Source organism: Herbaspirillum autotrophicum (genome assembly GCF_001189915.1).
Lineage (GTDB): Bacteria > Pseudomonadota > Gammaproteobacteria > Burkholderiales > Burkholderiaceae_D > Herbaspirillum > Herbaspirillum autotrophicum.
In genome coordinates this window covers 41,258-59,057 of record NZ_LFLS01000007.1, presented here as the reverse complement: position 1 = coordinate 59,057, position 17,800 = coordinate 41,258, and the positions used below count along the sequence as shown (strand labels likewise).

Here is a 17,800-nt window from a genome sequence, read left to right as displayed (position 1 = left end):
TAACGATCGTCAACCGCCTGCTTCGTTATACAATCTGCCGCATGATGAATTCCAAAACGCTTCGCTTGCGCGTGATGCATGGCGACACGATTGCCTTCGGGCCGGGCAAGGTTGACCTGTTGCTGGGGATTGAGCGCTCCGGCTCGATCTCTGCGGCCGCGCGCGATATGGATATGTCTTACCGGCGCGCCTGGATATTGGTGCAAGAAATGAACAGCAGCTTCGCGCAACCATTGGTCGAGACCGCTACCGGCGGCGCCAGAGGCGGCGGGGCACGCATTACCGAGCTGGCGCATACGGTGATCGAGCGTTACCGGCGCATGCAAATCAATGCTGAAAAAGCGGTGGCCGATGATATGGCTTTTCTGCAGTCGCTGATCGTCGTCACCTCCAACTGACGCTCGTGATGCGCGCCACGCTGCTTAAATACCGCACGCGGCTGCAAACGCTGCTGCACCTGTCGGAAAGCCAGTCGATGCTGGTATGGGCGGCGGTCATCGGCTTTCTGGGGGCGCTGGCGACGATTGTCTTTCGGGAATGCATCAGCGGTTTGCAAATTCTGCTGACCGGTCACAGCGGCAGTTTTGTCGAAATCGCCAAAGGATTGTCGTGGCAGATGCGGGTGCTGTTGCCGACCTGCGGCGGTATTGTGGCGGGCGGATTTCTGGTGTGGGCCAAACGCGTTCCTGCCGGTGCCACCTCTGACTATATGGAAGCGGTAGCAATCGGTGATGGTCGCATTCCGGTGCGGCAGACGTTGTTGCGCAGCATATCCTCGCTGGCCACGATTGCTTCCGGCGGCTCGATTGGCCGCGAAGGTTCGATGGTGCAGCTATCGGCCTTGTGCGCCTCACTGGCCGGGCGCCTGATTCATTTTCCTGCTTCGCGCTTGCGGCTGCTGGTTGCCTGCGGTGCCGCCGCCGGCATCACCTCGGCGTATAACGCGCCGATTGCCGGCGCTTTCTTTGTTACTGAAATCGTGCTGGGCGCACTGGTGATGGAAAGTTTCGGGCCGGTAGTGGTGGCCTCGGTGGTGGCCAACATCACCATGCGTGAATTGCCGGGCTACAAGCCTGCCTACGAAATGCCGTATTTTCCGGAAGTTGCCGGTATGGAAATAGCGCTGTTCGTCCTGCTCGGTATTCTGGCCGGCTTTCTCGCGCCGCAGTTTTTGCGCCTGCTGGACTTCAGCAAGCGGCAGTTTCAGAAAACCGCGTTGCCGTTACCGGTGCGACTCGGGCTGGGTGGTTTGCTGGTCGGGTTGTTGTCGGTGCAGGTGCCGGAAGTCTGGGGCAATGGCTACAGCGTGGTGAATTCATTGCTGCATACCGACTGGTTGTGGTCAACCGTGTTGCTGGTCTTGACGTTCAAGATTGTGGCGACGGCATTGACCACCGGTTCCGGTGCCGTGGGCGGCATATTTACCCCGACCCTGTTTGTCGGCGCCGCCATCGGATTCTTGTTCGGCGATGTCGCGCATACCGTCTTGCCGCACGCGATCTCGGCGCCGTTCGCCTATGCCATGGTGGGCATGGGAGCATTTCTGGCCGCCGCCACCAGTGCGCCGCTGATGGCGATCCTGATGATTTTCGAGATGACGCTCAGTTATCAGGTGGTGTTGCCGTTGATGCTGTCGTGTGTGGTGGCGTATGTCGTGGCGCGTAGCCTGAATGGCAAGTCGATGTATGACATCACGCTCAAACGCCATCGCGATGCGGCTGAACGGGTGCGTCTGCGCGGTACGCAGATGAGCGAACTGATCAAGCCGGCGGAGACGGTGTTGCCGGTGACGGCGCCGTTTGCCGAGATCACCAGGATGTTTTTGAAATATCCGGTCAAGTACATTTACATCACGGACGATGAGAATCGTTATCTGGGTGTCGTGGCGTTGCAGGACCTGACCTCGTCGCTGGTGGACAGGCAGAGTACGGATGGCAAGCAGGCTGGGGATTATCTGCGCGCCCACTTCTTGCACGAAGTAACGCCGGACATGTCGCTGGGCGAGGCCTTGCAAGTGTTTCTCGATCATCAGGGCGAACGGCTGCCGGTGATCGCCAGCCTCGACGATCCGCGTCTGCTGGGAGTGGTTTACAAGACGTCCTTGCTGGATGCGTATTTCCGGCTGGATCGCGCCGGTACTGGTTAAATTTGCCGCAATCGGCGGCCGGCAACCGGCGCCAAATGCGAGCAAATAAATATTGATCGGTTTGTAACAAACGGGGCCGAGGCTGTCTATTCAGATGACATCCTTGTTAGAATGCGAAATTCTTTGCAAAAACTGGTTAAAACAGACATTTTTTTGCGCGTGCTGCTAAACGAACAACAGAACAGAATTACCTTATGCTGAGTTATCGCCATGCCTTTCATGCTGGCAATCACGCCGATGTGTTGAAACACACGGTGACGATTCAATTGTTGCGCTATCTCGGCCAGAAGGACACTCCTTGCATGGTGATCGATACCCATGCCGGCGCTGGTGTCTACGCACTTGATGGCAGTTTTGCCAGCAAGAACGCGGAGTACGAAACGGGAATCGGCCCGCTGTGGGACCGCAAGGATTTGCCGGAACCGCTGGCTGATTACGTCAAGCTGGTCAAGGATCTCAATCCGAGCGGCAAGATGCGTTATTACCCCGGCTCGCCTTACTGTGCATTTCATGTGATGCGGGAGCAGGATCGCCTGCGCCTGTTTGAATTGCATTCCAGCGAAGCCAAGATCCTGGCAGAGAATTTCAATAAACTGGAAGCGCATGCTGCCGCGCAGGGCGTGCGTCACACTACGCGCGGCAAGCGCATCATGATTGAGCGCGGTGACGGATTCCTGGCGCTCAAGGCATTGCTGCCGCCGCCATCACGCCGGGCGCTGGTGCTGATTGACCCGCCTTATGAAGACAAGCGCGATTATCAGCGCGTCAAGGAAACACTGCAGGATGCGTTGTTACGTTTTCCGACCGGCACTTATGCGGTCTGGTATCCTGTGCTGCAACGCATGGAATCCAGACAAATGCCCGAGAAGCTCAAGCGCCTCGGCGCCAAAAGCTGGCTCAATGTCACGTTGTCGATCAGTTCGCCTTCGCCCGACGGTTTTGGTTTGCACAGCAGCGGCATGTTCGTGCTCAATCCGCCATGGACGCTGGAAGCGACATTGCGCAACATGATGCCGTATCTGGTCGAGGTTCTCGGTCGTGACAGCGGGGCGGGTTTCACGCTGGAAACGGGCGAAGCATAAGATGTCCGAATCAGGAAAGAGCAAGCGCAACTCACAACATCACAGGTGTCTGCATCAAAGTTTTTTTGGTAATGGCAAGGCCTCGCGGCATAAAATAGCGGTTGTTGCTGTCAATCAATTTTTGCCGACGCTGATGTTGGGGTAATTAAAACTAGAAATCATGACTGACTTGTCTTCTGACCTCGCCATCCCTGAGCAGCACGCCCACGATTTTTTTCTGGCACGGCAACCGATTCTGAACCGTGATCAGGAACTGATTGGCTACGAGCTGCTGTTTCGCAGCGCCGCCGTTGGCCCCGCCAATGTGAGCGACGATGTGTCCGCCACTGCGGCGGTGATAGCGCACGCGTCGGAACTCGGTCTCAATAACGTCATCGGCAATTTCCTCGGCTTCATCAATGTTGATGCCACGGTGCTGATGAGTGATTTCATCCATTTCTTGCCGGCCGACAAGGTCATCCTGGAAATTCTGGAAACGGTGCGGGTCACGCCCGAGCTGGTCAAGCGCGTGACCGAACTGGTCAAGGCCGGGTACACGTTTGCCCTCGATGATGTGATTGCCGAGTCGGCCGATATCGAACAGTTGCTGCCGCTGGTCAAGATCATCAAGATCGATGTCATGGAGCTGGATCCCAGCAAGTTGCTGAAGCTGAGCGTGCATTTCAAGCGTGCGCAGAAAATGCTGCTGGCCGAGAAAGTCGAAACGGTGGCGCAATTCAAGGACTGCGTGACGTTCGGCTTCGATTATTTCCAGGGTTACTATTTTGCCAAGCCGGTAGTGCTGCAGGGCAAGAAGCTGGAAGCATCAAAAATCGTCATCATGCACATCCTGACGTTGCTGGTGCGCAATGTCGATAACGGCGAAATCGTGCGCTATATCAAGCGCGACGTCGCCCTGAGTCTGACCTTGCTGCGCTTGGTCAACACCCCCGTGTATGGCTTCATGAAGTACATCGATTCGCTGGGGCAGGCGCTGATCGTGCTGGGACGTCGTCAGCTCAAGCGCTGGTTGCAGATTCTGCTGTTTGCCAATACCGAGCCGGCGCGTGCCCATACCTTGTCGCCGCTGCTGATTCTGGCTGCCACGCGCGGCAAGATGCTGGAACTTATTACCGAGAAGATTCGTCCGGGCCGGCGCAAGATGTCGGAAATCGCCTTCACGGTCGGCATCATGTCGCTGATCGATGCCTTGTTCGGCATGAGCATGGATACCGTGGTCAAGCAGATTACCGTGAGTGCGGAAATTCGCGATGCCTTGTTGTATCGCACCGGCTTTTACGGCGAAATCCTGCAACTGGTGGAGTTCACCGAACGCACCGAAAATGCCGGCAGCGACCTCAGCGAGTTGCTGACCAATCTGCGGTTGTCAGCCGATGATTTCTTCGCACTGGAGCGCGATGCGTTCGAGTGGGGCAACAATATCTCTTCCAACATGGGACACCAGTCGCAAGACGGCAAGGATCAGGATTAAGCGATCCTGCGGGCGCTTGCCGCCTGACCCTGTTCCTACTGACGCCAGCGATCACGCTGTCTGGCGGCAAATTTCCTGATCACTCTTCCGAGCCGGCCATTGGCATGACGCGCCTTGAACGCGGCCCATGATTCCCGGCTGCGCTGTCTGAGCGTGGCCAGTACCGCAGTGATCTGTTGCCAGGCGGCGGTTGCGCGCAATTGGGCAATCATGCGGTCCTTGAAGGCCAATACCGCCTCCTGCCAGCGCGCAAACCAAGCCAGCGACAGCAGCGCATTCTTGGTCAATCCATACAAACGCGCCACCAGCGCCGTTCCAGCCACCTTGGCAGAAAGCACGATCAGCAAACCGAGCGTCGGATGGCCGTGGGCAATGGACAGCAGGGCCAGAATCTTGACTGGCAGCAAGAGTATTGTCGGCAATGCAAAGATTGCCAGTGCTGCATAAGGTGACAGACTGGCAATCCATTGTTCCAATCTGACAATGATGGCGACTTGCGGCAGACATGCCAGCAACCGTTTGGAGGTGTTCCACAGCCACTCTTCGAGCACCAGCAGAATCGCGGCGGTATAGATGAGCGGCGTCAGCAACAATCGTTTGAGCTTGTTTCTGGGTTCGTGGCCGGGGCTGGTGTCGTTAGGCAATGGTTTCAGAGGTTGGCAGCAGAGCCGCTACATGTTGGGCAGACCCCGCAAAAACAAGAGTTGTCTGCAGCGCCGGCCCCGTCATGCCCGGCGACGGGCGTTGAGTTGGGTCAGCCAGCGGTCGCCCCATTTTTCATCGCTCATGCAGGAAGCGTAATCGGTGACGGTACGGGCCGCGCGTTCCAGCAACTGGATGTCGGCTTCGTGCTGACGCGCCACATGCGGATCTTCCAGGAACAAGACCCGCCGGCATTGATGATCGAGAATCAGTTCGGCGATCTGGGCGTCGCCGCCCATCGGTCCGCTGAGAAAGGGCTTGACCCAGTTGCGGCCGGCCTCGACGCCTTTGATTTTTTGTGCCAGTGCATTCAGCAAGCCGCCGGTGGTGCCGGTGGCGCAGCGAAAGGCAAAGCTGTCGAGTACTTCAAAATGACGTTCTGCCAAGGCCAGCATGCGCGGCTTCATCGAATCATGGGCGATCAGGGCGATGCCCTCCTGGCTCAGGTCAAAGCGGTTGTCGAGGCACCGATCCGGTGCAGCACCGGCGGCCACCGCTTCCAGTTCGAACCATTCGCGGGCACCGGCCAGCGTCGACAAAAACGGTTTGCCGTGAATGACGCATTGGCGTTTGAGGGCAACCGCTTCCGGAAACGTCGACGACGGATCGACCGGATCGATCAGATAAATGATGGCATCGAGCGTGCGCGCCGGATCGCTGTCAACCACCCGCGACACCAGCTTCATCAGGCCACCCTGGCGACCGTATGGAAAACGCTCCAGGTGCGGATAGTCCGGCAGCAGGCCAAGCTGATCGATGGCGTCGAGCGTGCGGCCCACGACTACCAGTTCCGGCTGCAACGCTTCAATGTGTTGTTGCGCACCGCGCAACAACTGCACCAGTGCCGAGTTGGGTGCATCCTGATGGGCGCGGTTGGCAGCGAGGCCGATGCGATAGTGGGGGGAAGAAGTGGTGGAAGCCATGAGGTCGGAAGAAAGTGGATAAATTCTGTGAATTGCAGCCTCGTGAACTTTAACATACCGCTACAATCGTGCAGGGCCTGTCAGCAATCAACTTGTGATGATGCGTTCAAACCAAAATCTGTGCTGGCGCGCAAATTTTGGTTTGAACCCTTCGGAAACGGGCCGCCGGCATCCATGCCGTTGTTGCAACTGGTTGCCGCAGCGCTACTGCGACGCTACGCTGCGCCCAGGCATGTAATGCCTGCAACCGCGTTCGCATTCACAATCAATGACTGACAGGTTCTGATGAATAAAGCATTTGTAAAAGAGCCGGATGGCGACGACGATGACGAACTGGCCTTGCCGGCGATGCCGGCCGGCGCCAAGAATTACATTACCCCCGCTGGCTATGAGCGCATCAAGAACGAGTTGCTGCAATTGATTGATGTGGCGCGGCCGGAAGTGGTGCGCATCGTGTCGTGGGCAGCCTCGAATGGCGACCGTTCCGAGAATGGCGATTACATCTACGGCAAGCGTCGTTTGCGCGAAATTGATCGTCGTATCCGTTTCCTGACCAAGCGTCTGGATCTGGCCGAAGTGGTTGATCCGACCGTGCATCACGGCAGCGATCAGGTTTTCTTTGGCGCGACCGTTACCTATGAAAACCAGCATGGGGTCTCACAGACGGTCACCATTGTCGGCATTGATGAACTTGATCCGCTGAATGGCAAGATCAGCTGGATATCACCGGTGGCGCGCGCCTTGACCAAGGCGCGCGAAGGTGACGAAATCAGTTTGCAGACGCCGGCCGGGGTCGAGCATCTGACGCTTCTCGAAGTGACTTATCCGGCGCCTTCGGCGTAACCGGATCCGGCTGCAGACGGCAGGCATGAAATGTGCTGCAGACGTCATTAATAAAACGGTGGCCAGTGCTCCCGGCGTGATCGCGGTGATGACCGCAGGCGTCGCTGGCAGGCAGGACCGTTAACCAGAAATTCGTATTTGATAAAGGTGATCAATGTCGTTCGTGTATGCCAGTCTCAATCATCCGCAGCGTGTCGCGCTGGCCGCTGAAGTCCATTCCCGGCCGTTCCTGCAACTCCATGCGCCCGAAAGCCTGACGCATCTGGCCGTATTTCTGCGCGAGGATGGCAACGCCAACCGGCATGCCACGGTACAGCATGAATTGCTGGTGGAGTTGTGCACGCATTTCGGGGTGCCGGCGCCGGGCGTCGATGCCCGCCATTTCTATTTCGACTTTGGCCGCTTCCGTCTCAAATGGGAGTGTCACACCGAGTTCGCCACCTATACCTTCGCCCAACATCACGCGCAACCATGCCCGGTGCCGCAGGCCTTTGCTGAAGTGCCATTGCGCCATCTGCCGCAGCAATGGCTGCTGCGTCTGCAAGGGCGTCTGATGGTGGCGGCGCATGTGGTGCTGGAGCAGGGTGAGCCTGCTTCCGAGGCGCTGGAGCAAGACATGCAGCGCATCTTCGAAGGCAAGCTGATGGCGTCCAGCAAGGTATTGCAGGGCGGAGAAATCTGGACCGACTTTCTGATCCAGTCCGACGGCTTCAGTCGCTTTGTGGTGCGTGATGTCGATCTGCGCGACATGCAGGGCGGTCGTCTGGTGCAGCGTATTCTCGAAATCGAAACCTACCGCATGATGGCGCTGCTGGGCTTGCCGCATGCGCAGCAGGCGGTGCAGACGCTGAATCAGATTGAAGGTGATCTGGTGACACTGACGGCGGCCATGGTCGACAGTGACCAGCCTGATGGCGCTCAGGTGGATGAGCATGTCGCAGACCAACTGATCTTGCGCAAGATTACCGGACTGGCGGCGCGCATCGAGAAAATGTCGCTCGAAAACAGTTATCGTTTTTCGGCATCGCAAGCGTATTTCAGGTTGGTGCAGGCGCGTATCGAAGAGTTGCGCGAGACGCGCATCGAAGGCGTGCCGACCATCGGCGAATTCATGGATCGCCGCCTGGCGCCGGCCATGAATACCTGCGCCTCGGTAGCGCAGCGGCAGCAGGCGCTGGCCGAACGGGTGGCGCATACCAATGATCTGTTGCGGACCCGGGTCGGGATTCTGCAGGAACAGCAAAACAGCAAGATTCTGGAGTCGATGAATGCCCGCGCTGCTCAGCAACTGCGCCTGCAACAGGCAGTCGAGGGTTTGTCGGTGGCAGCCATTTCCTACTACATGGTGGGGCTGTTCAACTATGCCGGCAAGGCGGCCAAGGTCGCCGGCTGGCCGATCAATCCCGATATCGCTACCGGCATTGCAGTGCCACTGTTTGCTGCCGGTGTGTGGCTGGGATTGCGGCGGCTGCACAAGAGCATGCATCACCTGGTCTGAGCGCGGCAGTGGATGCGACACGCTCAGACTGATCAGTGTACTGCCACTGATCCTTGCACCGGTCTTCAGACTTGGGCGGTGATTTTTTCTTGTGCGTGGGCGATGGCTTCTTTGGTTTTTTCTTCGCCCATTGATACGCCTTCAGCGATCACCAGTTCGACATCGGTGATGCCGATGAAGCCCAACACGCTCTTGATATAAGCGCCCTGGAAGTCCATGCTTTGCGCCGGACCTTCAGAATAAACGCCGCCGCGTGACAGGATCACGATGGCGCGCTTGCCGGTCACCAGACCGACCGGACCCTGCTCGCCGTAGCGGAAGGTGCGACCGGCGCGCAATACGTGGTCGATCCAGGTTTTCAGGGTCGATGGCGGCGCGAAGTTGTACATTGGCACGCCGATCACAATGGTATCGGCAGCAAACAATTCTTCCACCAGTTGTTCCGATGTGGCAATCGCGGTTTGCTGTTCCGGCGAGCGGTTTTCGGTCGGTGTGAAGAAGGCGCCGAGCAGGGCTTCGTTGATGTGCGGCAGGGTGTTTTCAGCCAGATCGCGGCGGATGACTTTACCGCCGGCGTTCTTTGATTGCCATTGGGCAACTGCAGCTGCTGTCAGCTGACGTGAAATGGAGTTGCTGTAGCGGGCGCTGGAATCGATATGCAAAAGAGTCGACATGATATTCCTTGAGAGAAACTGGTTGAGATGATGTGCTTGGTCCGGAAGACCTTGAAGCCATCATAAGCAGTGTTCAATACATTGAATAGATGGGAGAATGTGATTTAACTAATCCATTTATGGGTGTAATGATGATTGACCTTAATGACGTTGCCGTGTTTGTGCACGTGGTCCGCGCAGGCAGTTTCGCTGCTGCCGGGCGGCGTTTGAACATCCCGTCGAATACTGTCAGCCGGCGTTTGCAAATGCTGGAAGAGCAATTGGGCGTGCGGCTGTTGCACCGCTCAACCCGACAACTGAGTCTGACGGCGCCGGGCCGCGAATTCTTCGAGCGCTGTGCGCCGGGTATTGAAGATATCGTGCAGGCCGGTGCCAATCTGACCGATATCAGCCGCGAGGCGGTGGGCATGTTGCGGGTGGCGGCGCCGGCTGATTTTTTTGATAATTTTTCGATGGAGTGGATCTGCGAATTCATGCAGCGCTATCCCAAGGTGCAACTGGAATTTCTGCTCAGCGACAACACGGTGGACTTGATTGCGGAAGGGATTGATCTGGCGTTTCGCGCCGGGCAATTGCCAGATTCCAGTCTGGTGGCGCGCAAACTGACCGACAGTCATCGTGGTTTGCTGGCCAGTCCGGCGTATCTGGAACGCTGTGGCACGCCACAAACCTTGGCCGAATTGGCGTCACATTCGTGTCTGGCCAGTTCGACTGCCGCAGCACATACGCTGTGGCGGCTGGAGGGGGCGAACGGTGCGGAGAGCGTGCGGGTTGCGCCGCGGCTTTGCATTGATACCGCGCACGGTTTGCTGCGCGCTGCCCGCGCCGGATTGGGCGTGGCATTTCTGCCGATGCTGGTGGCGGCGGAAGATTTGCGCAATGGCACGCTGGTGATGGTGTTGCCGGAGTATCGCAGCGATGTCAGTGGCATGTACGCCGTGTATCCGCATCGCCGCCAGTTGCCGCTGGCAGTCAGTGCGCTGATCGATTTTGTCGCAACCAAGGTGGAAGCCGGTGCCTGCAGCAATCCGGCGCATCGCCGCCCCTGAAGTTCAGGCGGCAGCTGTCAGTTCCGTTCGCGCAAAATGCGGGTAACGCTGTCGACACTGCGGATGCCGCGCATGGTGCGGGCCAGATGGACGCGGCCGTCGACCAGAATGGTAAAGCGCAGGTGCTTCATGGTGCGGTCGCCTTCGTCGTCCATGCTGACGGTGACGATATTCGCATCGGCTTCGCCGATTTCGGCAGCGATCCGCGCCAGCGTACCTTTTTCGTTGTGCGCCAGAATCGTGATGCGGCATTCGAAGCGCCGGTTGATTTCGTTGCCCCAGATCACTTCGATCCAGCGTTCCGGTTCTTTTTCGCGATTGCGCTTGGCGGTCTCGCAATCTTCGGTATGGACGATCAGCGCCTGATCATGCTTGAGCTGTCCGCACAAGCGGTCGCCCGGAATCGGCTGACAGCATTGCGCCAGTTGCACTGCCGAACCTTCGTTGCCGTTGATGACCACCGGATCGGGTTTGCCGGGCACCACATGACCTTCGATATCGAGCAGCGGCAAGGCATTGCTGCCATTTTCCTGCAGGCCGATGATGTGTCGCGCGACCAGCGGCGCCATACGGGTGCCGATGCCGATGTCGGCGTACAACTCGTCAAGGGTTTTGGCGCTGGATTCGTTCAGCAACCGTTCCACCACGGCGGTCGGCAAATCGGCATCCACGCCCAGTGCGGTCAGGGCATTGGTCAGCAAACGTTTGCCGAGCGCCTGCGATTCGGCCAGATTGACCGTACGCAGCCGGTGACGGATCGCCGAGCGGGCCTTGCCGGTACGCACGTAACTGAGCCAGTTGGGGCTCGGACGTGACGACGGCGAGGTAATGATTTCCACGATATCGCCATTGTGCAGCTCGGTGCGCAACGGCGCGTGTTCATGGTTGATCACCACGGAAGTGGTCTGATCGCCGATATCGGTATGAATGTTGTAGGCGAAGTCGAGCGCCGTGGCGCCGCGCGGCAGGGCGATGATCTTCGATTTCGGCGTGAACACATAGACCGAATCGGGGAACAGGTCGACCTTGACGTGCTCCAGGAATTCGGCCGAGTCGCCGGTCTGTTTCTGAATATCGAGCAGCGATTGCAGCCAGGCATGCGTGCGTTGCTGCAGGTCGGTCAGATTGCCTTCGTCATCCTTGTACAGCCAGTGCGCGGCGACGCCGGATTCGGCGACGCGGTGCATGTCGTGGGTACGGATCTGAAATTCGACCGGGGTGCCGTAGGGGCCGATCAATGTCGTGTGCAGCGATTGGTAGCCGTTCAGCTTGGGGATCGAAATGTAATCCTTGAACTTGCCGGGCATCGGCTTGAACAGCGAGTGCAGGGTGCCGAGCGCGACATAGCAATTGGCAAAGCTGTCGACCACCACGCGGAAACCGTAGACATCGAGCACCTGGGAAAATGACAGATGCTTGTTGCGCATCTTGCGATAAATCCCGTACAGGGTCTTTTCGCGGCCGTCGACCTGAGCCGGAATGCCGGCGGCAATCAATGTGCTGGTAACGGACTCCAGAATCTTGGTGACTACTTCGCGGCGGTTGCCGCGCGCGGCCTTGACCGCCTTGAGCAAGGTCTTGTGGCGCAGCGGATAGAGATGCGAGAACGACAGTTCCTGCAGTTCGCGATAGATGTTGTTGAGTCCGAGCCGATGCGCGATCGGGACATAGACTTCCATCGTTTCGCGGGCAATGCGGCGTTTCTTTTCCGGCGGCATCGAGCCCAGCGTGCGCATGTTGTGCAGACGGTCGGCCAGTTTGATCAGAATCACGCGCACATCGCGCGCCATCGCCAGCAGCATCTTGCGGAAGTTTTCCGCCTGCGCTTCGATCTGGCTCTGAAATTCGATCTTGTCAAGCTTTGACAAGCCATCGACCAGTGCCGCGACCGGTGCGCCGAAGCGCTCGATCAGTTCTTCCTTCTTGACGCCCTGATCTTCCATGACGTCATGCAGCAGCGCCGCCATCATGGCCTGGGCATCAAGTTTCCAGTCGGCACAGATTTCGGCGACCGCCAGCGGATGCGAGATATACGGCTCGCCCGACTTGCGCATCTGCCCCAGATGCATCTCATCCGAGAAGCGATAAGCTTCCTTGACCTTCTTCAGTTCGGAAGGCGTGAGATATTCTTCCAGCTTGTGCGTCAGATGGGTAAACGTCGCTACCCCGCTGTGCAAAGCCGGTTGTGCTGCATCGGGTTTGGAAGACGAGCGAACGGATGTCGCTCGGTTGTTACTTGGCGTCGCTGATGGGGTTGAATCCGTCGGTGTCAGGCTCATACGTGGCAGATATCAGCGGCATGGACAGGAGCTAATCAGGCGGGCACTTTTTTCAGCATCTCGATACCGACCTTGCCGGCTGCGATTTCACGCAGGGCGATCACGGTTGGCTTGTCCTTGGCGTCCACTTTCGGTGTATGGCCTTGCAGCAACTGACGTGCGCGATAAGTTGCCGACAGGGTCAACTGAAAACGATTTGGGATTTGCTTGAGACAATCTTCGATGGTGATACGGGCCATAATTACTCCTGAAATGCGTGATGTCCTGACTCGATACGATGTCAGCGGCGACTACTTTCTGAATCCCCTGTGATGCGGGCTCAGACGCTGGCGTGAATACCGAGTTGATTGAACAAGAAAGTGTTGCGGGCTGCCTGCTGCGGAAAGCGGCAGCGGGCGGCTTTGACGATGGCGGTCATTTCCGACAGCGCCTCCGCAAATTCGTGGTTGATAATAACATATTCGAACTCCGGAGAGTGGGCGATTTCGCCGCCTGCAGCCAGAATCCGGCGCGTGATCACATGCGGTTCATCCTGGCCGCGTTTCTTCAGGCGTTCTTCCAGTGCGGCAATGGATGGCGGCAGAATGAAGATGCCGATGGCGTTGGGAAACTGCTTGCGCACCTGCTGCGCGCCTTGCCAGTCGATTTCCAGCAAGACATCGGTGCCGCTGCCGATCTGGTCGGCGATCATCAGGCGCGAAGTGCCGTAATAATTGCCATGCACTTCGGCCCATTCCAGAAATTCACCTTCGGCCTGGCGCTTGAGGAAATCTTCGGGAGAGGTAAAATAGTATTGCTTGCCGTGTTCTTCGCCTGGACGCGGTGGCCGGGTAGTGTACGAAATGGACAGCTTGATGGCCGGCTCCTGGCCGAGCAGGGCGTTGACCAGCGTCGATTTGCCGGCACCGGACGGGGCCACGACCATGAACAGGCTGCCGGAAGTTGAGTGTTTGGCGGACATGAGATTCTCGCGTAGAAGTCGTTGAGGGGTTGGCGGGCGGTTATTCCAGGTTCTGTACCTGTTCGCGCATCTGATCGATCAGCAGCTTGAGCGCCATCGAAGCATCTGCCAGTTCTTTCATGGCCGCCTTGGAACCGACGGTATTGGCTTCGCGGTTGAGTTCCTGCATCATGAAATCGAGACGTTTGCCGACCTGGCCGCCTTTTTTCAGGATATGCCGGGTTTCGCTCAGGTGGGCTGACAAGCGAGCCAATTCTTCGGCGATATCGATACGGATGCCATATAGCGTGACTTCCTGACGAATGCGCTCCAGTGCTTCTTCACGCGGCAGCGCGGTCGGCGTGTTGCCGGGCGCGGCCAGTCCCAGTGCTTCCTGCATGCGTTCGGTGGCTTTTTGCTGAAACTGAGCCACCAGTTGCGGCACCAGCGGCGTGATGCGCTGGACGATTTCTTCCATGGCATCGACCCGGCTCAGTAATACCGCCTGCAGCGCTGCGCCTTCGCGGGCGCGGCTGTCGATAAAGGCACTCAGGGTTTGTTGCATGGTATCCATGACATCGGCCTGCAGCGTGTCCTGGCCCAGTTCGGCTTCTTCGATCACGCCCGGCCAGCGCAGCAATTCGCTTACCGACAGGGCAGCGGCCTCGGGAAACTGTTGCCGCACTTGTTGCTGGAAATTGGCCAGTGAGGCCAGCAGCACGGCATTGAGCGCCTGACTGGAGCCGGTGGCGGCCTTGCGCCCGAAACTCAGGCGGCATTCGACCTTGCCGCGCACCAGACGGGCGATGATGGCTTCGCGCAACGCCGGTTCAACCGCCCGCAGGTCGTCGTTGATGCGGAATTGCAGATCCAGAAAGCGCGAGTTGACGCTCTTCAGTTCTACGGTAATGGTGCCGGCAGCGGTGTCACGGGTGGTGACGGCATAGCCTGTCATGCTGTAAATGCTCAAATTCAATTCTCCGGAGTGGCAGACTGTGATGAATACGCGCGACCGGCGAGCCGGTCGGAATGTATGGGGTGCGCTGCGCCTGTTGCGGATGCCGGCAGTTGCCGTCCAGCCTTTACAAACAGGCAGTTTATCAACACAATGCCGGTAAAAAACACGGTGCCGACAGATCGCCAGCACTCATTGTAAAGAAGATTGCCGGCCGCGCGCTATCAAAACCTGTGGATTTGCCGCGCGCTTGCTGTCAACTTGGTCGTGATCTTGTCATCATGGCGCAGGCCGGCACGGCCTGTTTGCCGGTTACCCGCTGCCTGCCTGTCGTTTCTGTCCGCATTGGCTTTTCATCACCTTTCATCATTCATTCAAACAGAAAGCACTCATGACCACAGTACAACGTCCCAGCGGACGCGCCCCCTCTGATTTGCGGCCGGTCCGGCTGACGCGTCATTACACCCGGCATGCCGAGGGTTCGGTATTGGTCGAGTTCGGCGATACCCGGGTGCTGTGCACCGCCAGCATCGAAGACAAGGTGCCCGGCTTTCTGAAGGGCAAGGGGCAAGGTTGGCTGACTGCCGAATATGGCATGTTGCCGCGTTCTACCCATACCCGGATGGATCGCGAAGCCGCCAAGGGCAAGCAATCCGGCCGTACCCAGGAAATTCAGCGCCTGATCGGCCGTGCCTTGCGCGCCGCGTTCGACTTGCAGGGTTTCGGCGAACGCACCTTGCATCTCGATTGCGATGTGCTGCAAGCGGACGGCGGTACGCGTACCGCGGCCATTACCGGCGCCATGGTTGCCGCCTATGATGCGTTTTCGGTGTTGCTGGGACGGCAGCAGATTGCGGCGATTCCGGTCAAGCATTTCGTCGCCGCCATTTCGGTCGGTGTGTATCGCGGCATGCCGGTGCTGGATCTGGATTATCCGGAAGATTCGGATTGCGATACCGACATGAACGTGGTCATGACCGATGCCGGCCATTTCGTCGAAGTGCAGGGTACCGCCGAAGGCGCCGCGTTTGATCGCGCCACCCTCGACGGCTTGCTCGACATTGCCCAGCAGGGCATCGGCGAATTGCTGGTCTTGCAAAAACAGGCATTGGGCCTGCCAGCCTGATCGGCTGATTCGCTTTACAATTCGGTCTGGATTCAGCAAAGCCCTGCCGGCGACATGCCGGCAGGGCTTATTGCGTTGAGCGCGTGAGGTCCGGCAAGTTTGCCGTGAGCTGATCGTTTGGCCCTTATTCTTAAGTACTTATTGTCATGACCCAAAAAATCGTTCTCGCCTCCAATAACGCCGGCAAACTCAAGGAATTCGGCAGCCTGCTCGCCACCGTCGGCCGTGAAGTCCATGCGCAGGGGGAATTCAATGTGCCGGAAGCGGACGAGCCGTTTGCCACGTTTGTCGAAAATGCCCTGACCAAGGCGCGCCATGCTGCGCGGCTGACCGGTTTGCCGGCGCTGGCCGACGACTCCGGGGTGTGCGTCAATGCCTTGGGTGGCGCCCCGGGGGTGTGGTCGGCGCGTTACGCCGGCGAGCCGAAGTCGGACGCCGCCAATAACCTGAAGCTGGTCGCCGATCTGGCAGCGCATGCCGACAAGTCGGCCTATTATTACTGTGTGCTGGTCTATGTGCGGCATGCCGATGATCCGCAGCCGGTAATTGCCGATGGCGCCTGGCATGGTGAAATCATTGCCGATGCCAGAGGTGAGGGTGGTTTCGGTTATGACGCCCATTTCTGGCTGCCGGCACTGAACCGCACCGCCGCCGAATTGACGGCGGCCGAAAAGAACCAGCATTCACATCGTGGTCAGGCCTTGCGTGCCTTGGTTGAGAAATTGCGATGATTCCTATCAAACCGGTCGGTAATGACACGCCGGCGCCGCGCAGTGCAGCCGATCCGGCGCAGGCGGCGCTGGCTTTTCTCAAGCCCGGCAGCCTGCAATTGACGGCCTTGCCGCCGTTGTCGCTGTATGTGCATTTCCCGTGGTGTGTCAAGAAATGCCCGTATTGCGATTTCAATTCGCACGAAGTCAAAGGCAGCTTTCCGGAACAGGAATACCTGGACGCCTTGCGTGCCGACCTGGAAAGCGCGCTGCCGCTGATCTGGGGGCGCAAGATCTATTCGATTTTCATCGGCGGCGGTACCCCGAGCCTGTTGTCGGCTGGCGGGCTGGATCGCCTGTTGTCGGATATCCGCACCTTGTTGCCGCTCGATGGCGCCGTCGAAATCACGATGGAAGCCAATCCGGGGACCTTCGAAGCAGAGAAATTCCGGTCCTATCGCGCCAGTGGCATCAATCGTTTGTCGATCGGGATTCAGAGCTTCAATACCGAACACCTGAAAGCGCTGGGCCGGATTCATGATGGCGACCAGGCGCGCAAGGCGATCGACATCGCGCATGCCAATTTCGACAATTTCAATCTTGATCTGATGTATGCGCTGCCATCGCAGAGCGTAGCGCAAGCCCGTCAGGATATCCAGACGGCAATCGACTTCGCGCCGCCGCACCTGTCGCTCTACCATCTGACGCTGGAGCCGAATACCTTGTTTGCCAAGTATCCGCCGGCCGTGCCGGATGACGATACCAGCGCCGACATGCAAGACATGATTGCTGAACTGACCGGCGCCGCCGGTTATCAGCATTACGAAGTATCGGCCTATGCCCGGCCGCAACGGCAGGCCAGGCACAATCTGAATTACTGGCAGTTCGGCGACTATCTCGGCATCGGTGCCGGCGCCCATTCCAAATTGTCGTTCCCGCACCGCATCGTGCGGCAGGCGCGCTACAAGCATCCGCAGACGTATATGGAGCACATGCGGGCCGGCAATGCGATTCAGGAAGAAGGGGAAATCGGCCGCGCGGCACTGGGTTTCGAATTCATGTTGAATGCCTTGCGCCTCAACGATGGCGTGCCGGTAAATTTATTTGCAGAAAGAACCGGTCTTTCACTCAATTTCATTGAAGATTCTCTGAATGCTGCCGAAAACAAGGGCATGCTGTACCGGGATCATAAGTTGCTGCGGCCGACCGAGCTGGGCCGCCGCTTTTTGAATGATCTGCAAGAGATGTTTTTATCTGAATGAGCGTGTGTGGAAGTTGATATTTATCGGGTATATTAGAAAAAATTTGGATTTAGATAAGAGTTCTTCGGGGAATTTCTTTATTTATTGTTAACTAATCGATCATCATGAAGCGCATTGCTGACAGGTCGCGGCAATGACGA

At 58.0% G+C, this 17,800-nt stretch carries 18 protein-coding genes; 11 read left to right on the top strand and 7 right to left on the bottom strand.

Annotated features, from left to right (window positions below; genetic code table 11):
- Positions 1-41 precede the first annotated feature (41 nt).
- From AKL27_RS07480 to AKL27_RS07465, 4 genes are all read left to right on the top strand, one after another.
- Positions 42-398 (top strand): winged helix-turn-helix domain-containing protein, encoded by a 357-nt coding sequence (locus AKL27_RS07480; protein WP_050462182.1) that lies wholly within the window; start codon positions 42-44, stop codon positions 396-398.
- A gap of 8 nt (positions 399-406) precedes the next feature.
- Positions 407-2,146: a ClcB-like voltage-gated chloride channel protein gene (locus tag AKL27_RS07475; protein ID WP_050462181.1), complete on the top strand. Its 1,740-nt coding sequence runs from the start codon at positions 407-409 to the stop codon at positions 2,144-2,146.
- A 194-nt stretch (positions 2,147-2,340) separates the two neighbouring features.
- Positions 2,341-3,228 (top strand): 23S rRNA (adenine(2030)-N(6))-methyltransferase RlmJ, encoded by an 888-nt coding sequence (locus AKL27_RS07470; protein WP_050462180.1) that lies wholly within the window; start codon positions 2,341-2,343, stop codon positions 3,226-3,228.
- Between the two features lie 160 nt (positions 3,229-3,388).
- Positions 3,389-4,699, top strand: a complete 1,311-nt coding sequence (locus tag AKL27_RS07465) for an EAL and HDOD domain-containing protein (RefSeq protein ID WP_050462179.1) — start codon at positions 3,389-3,391, stop codon at positions 4,697-4,699.
- 35 nt (positions 4,700-4,734) lie between these two features.
- Here the strand turns inward: AKL27_RS07465 and AKL27_RS07460 are convergent, their stop codons facing one another.
- Together AKL27_RS07460 and AKL27_RS07455 are read right to left on the bottom strand one after the other, a co-directional pair.
- Positions 4,735-5,343 (bottom strand): hypothetical protein, encoded by a 609-nt coding sequence (locus tag AKL27_RS07460; RefSeq protein WP_050462178.1) that lies wholly within the window; start codon positions 5,341-5,343, stop codon positions 4,735-4,737.
- A gap of 81 nt (positions 5,344-5,424) precedes the next feature.
- Positions 5,425-6,324: a hypothetical protein gene (locus AKL27_RS07455; RefSeq protein WP_050462177.1), complete on the bottom strand. Its 900-nt coding sequence runs from the start codon at positions 6,322-6,324 to the stop codon at positions 5,425-5,427.
- Positions 6,325-6,609: 285 nt separating this feature from the next.
- Here AKL27_RS07455 and greB point away from each other — a divergent pair, with 285 nt between their 5' ends.
- Both greB and AKL27_RS07445 read left to right on the top strand, forming a co-directional pair.
- Positions 6,610-7,167, top strand: a complete 558-nt coding sequence (greB, locus tag AKL27_RS07450; protein ID WP_050462176.1) for a transcription elongation factor GreB — start codon at positions 6,610-6,612, stop codon at positions 7,165-7,167.
- A gap of 154 nt (positions 7,168-7,321) precedes the next feature.
- Positions 7,322-8,665, top strand: a complete 1,344-nt coding sequence (locus AKL27_RS07445) for a DUF3422 family protein (protein ID WP_050462175.1) — start codon at positions 7,322-7,324, stop codon at positions 8,663-8,665.
- 65 nt (positions 8,666-8,730) lie between these two features.
- Here AKL27_RS07445 and AKL27_RS07440 read toward each other — a convergent pair whose 3' ends face one another.
- Positions 8,731-9,339 carry an FMN-dependent NADH-azoreductase gene (locus AKL27_RS07440; protein WP_050462174.1) on the bottom strand — a complete coding sequence of 203 codons (609 nt, stop codon included), beginning with the start codon at positions 9,337-9,339 and terminating at the stop codon, positions 8,731-8,733.
- Positions 9,340-9,470: 131 nt separating this feature from the next.
- On the opposite strand from AKL27_RS07440, the gene AKL27_RS07435 reads away from it, so the two are divergent.
- The gene (locus AKL27_RS07435; RefSeq protein ID WP_050462299.1) at positions 9,471-10,388 is read left to right on the top strand and encodes a LysR family transcriptional regulator; all 918 of its coding nucleotides are present in this window, start codon (positions 9,471-9,473) and stop codon (positions 10,386-10,388) included.
- 17 nt (positions 10,389-10,405) lie between these two features.
- Here the strand turns inward: AKL27_RS07435 and AKL27_RS07430 are convergent, their stop codons facing one another.
- From AKL27_RS07430 to AKL27_RS07415, 4 genes are all read right to left on the bottom strand, one after another.
- The gene (locus AKL27_RS07430; protein WP_050462173.1) at positions 10,406-12,667 is read right to left on the bottom strand and encodes a RelA/SpoT family protein; all 2,262 of its coding nucleotides are present in this window, start codon (positions 12,665-12,667) and stop codon (positions 10,406-10,408) included.
- Positions 12,668-12,702: 35 nt separating this feature from the next.
- A complete protein-coding gene (gene rpoZ, locus AKL27_RS07425) occupies positions 12,703-12,906 on the bottom strand; it encodes a DNA-directed RNA polymerase subunit omega (RefSeq protein ID WP_050462172.1) in 204 nt (67 codons plus the stop codon).
- An 80-nt stretch (positions 12,907-12,986) separates the two neighbouring features.
- Positions 12,987-13,628 carry a guanylate kinase gene (gene gmk / locus AKL27_RS07420; protein WP_050462171.1) on the bottom strand — a complete coding sequence of 214 codons (642 nt, stop codon included), beginning with the start codon at positions 13,626-13,628 and terminating at the stop codon, positions 12,987-12,989.
- 40 nt (positions 13,629-13,668) lie between these two features.
- The gene (locus AKL27_RS07415; RefSeq protein WP_050462298.1) at positions 13,669-14,562 is read right to left on the bottom strand and encodes a YicC/YloC family endoribonuclease; all 894 of its coding nucleotides are present in this window, start codon (positions 14,560-14,562) and stop codon (positions 13,669-13,671) included.
- Positions 14,563-14,675: 113 nt separating this feature from the next.
- Here AKL27_RS07415 and AKL27_RS27625 point away from each other — a divergent pair, with 113 nt between their 5' ends.
- The 4 genes from AKL27_RS27625 to hemW all read left to right on the top strand — a co-directional run bounded on the left by AKL27_RS27625 (position 14,676) and on the right by hemW (position 17,660).
- On the top strand, positions 14,676-14,957 hold the full coding sequence (locus tag AKL27_RS27625) for a hypothetical protein (protein WP_157056837.1): 282 nt from the start codon (positions 14,676-14,678) through the stop codon (positions 14,955-14,957).
- A complete protein-coding gene (gene rph / locus AKL27_RS07410; RefSeq protein WP_050462170.1) occupies positions 14,954-15,688 on the top strand; it encodes a ribonuclease PH in 735 nt (244 codons plus the stop codon). The genes AKL27_RS27625 and rph overlap by 4 nt, the downstream gene beginning before the upstream one ends.
- 146 nt (positions 15,689-15,834) lie before the next feature.
- On the top strand, positions 15,835-16,419 hold the full coding sequence (gene rdgB, locus AKL27_RS07405) for an RdgB/HAM1 family non-canonical purine NTP pyrophosphatase (RefSeq protein ID WP_050462169.1): 585 nt from the start codon (positions 15,835-15,837) through the stop codon (positions 16,417-16,419).
- Positions 16,416-17,660 carry a radical SAM family heme chaperone HemW gene (gene hemW / locus AKL27_RS07400; RefSeq protein ID WP_050462168.1) on the top strand — a complete coding sequence of 415 codons (1,245 nt, stop codon included), beginning with the start codon at positions 16,416-16,418 and terminating at the stop codon, positions 17,658-17,660. Before rdgB ends, hemW begins: the two co-directional genes overlap by 4 nt.
- Positions 17,661-17,800: the final 140 nt, after the last annotated feature.

What these genes read in the sequence shown, in the direction of transcription:
- AKL27_RS07430 (WP_050462173.1), bottom strand. Translation starts at nt 12,667, where the DNA reads ATGAGCCTGACACCGACGGATTCAACCCCATCAGCGACGCCAAGTAAC.
- rpoZ (WP_050462172.1), bottom strand. Translation starts at nt 12,906, where the DNA reads ATGGCCCGTATCACCATCGAAGATTGTCTCAAGCAAATCCCAAATCGT.
- AKL27_RS07440 (WP_050462174.1), bottom strand. Translation starts at nt 9,339, where the DNA reads ATGTCGACTCTTTTGCATATCGATTCCAGCGCCCGCTACAGCAACTCC.
- AKL27_RS07455 (WP_050462177.1), bottom strand. Translation starts at nt 6,324, where the DNA reads ATGGCTTCCACCACTTCTTCCCCCCACTATCGCATCGGCCTCGCTGCC.
- rph (WP_050462170.1), top strand. Translation starts at nt 14,954, where the DNA reads ATGACCACAGTACAACGTCCCAGCGGACGCGCCCCCTCTGATTTGCGG.
- AKL27_RS07475 (WP_050462181.1), top strand. Translation starts at nt 407, where the DNA reads ATGCGCGCCACGCTGCTTAAATACCGCACGCGGCTGCAAACGCTGCTG.
- AKL27_RS07435 (WP_050462299.1), top strand. Translation starts at nt 9,471, where the DNA reads ATGATTGACCTTAATGACGTTGCCGTGTTTGTGCACGTGGTCCGCGCA.
- hemW (WP_050462168.1), top strand. Translation starts at nt 16,416, where the DNA reads ATGATTCCTATCAAACCGGTCGGTAATGACACGCCGGCGCCGCGCAGT.
- gmk (WP_050462171.1), bottom strand. Translation starts at nt 13,628, where the DNA reads ATGTCCGCCAAACACTCAACTTCCGGCAGCCTGTTCATGGTCGTGGCC.
- AKL27_RS07480 (WP_050462182.1), top strand. Translation starts at nt 42, where the DNA reads ATGATGAATTCCAAAACGCTTCGCTTGCGCGTGATGCATGGCGACACG.
- AKL27_RS07415 (WP_050462298.1), bottom strand. Translation starts at nt 14,562, where the DNA reads ATGACAGGCTATGCCGTCACCACCCGTGACACCGCTGCCGGCACCATT.
- rdgB (WP_050462169.1), top strand. Translation starts at nt 15,835, where the DNA reads ATGACCCAAAAAATCGTTCTCGCCTCCAATAACGCCGGCAAACTCAAG.
- greB (WP_050462176.1), top strand. Translation starts at nt 6,610, where the DNA reads ATGAATAAAGCATTTGTAAAAGAGCCGGATGGCGACGACGATGACGAA.
- AKL27_RS07465 (WP_050462179.1), top strand. Translation starts at nt 3,389, where the DNA reads ATGACTGACTTGTCTTCTGACCTCGCCATCCCTGAGCAGCACGCCCAC.
- AKL27_RS07470 (WP_050462180.1), top strand. Translation starts at nt 2,341, where the DNA reads ATGCTGAGTTATCGCCATGCCTTTCATGCTGGCAATCACGCCGATGTG.
- AKL27_RS07445 (WP_050462175.1), top strand. Translation starts at nt 7,322, where the DNA reads ATGTCGTTCGTGTATGCCAGTCTCAATCATCCGCAGCGTGTCGCGCTG.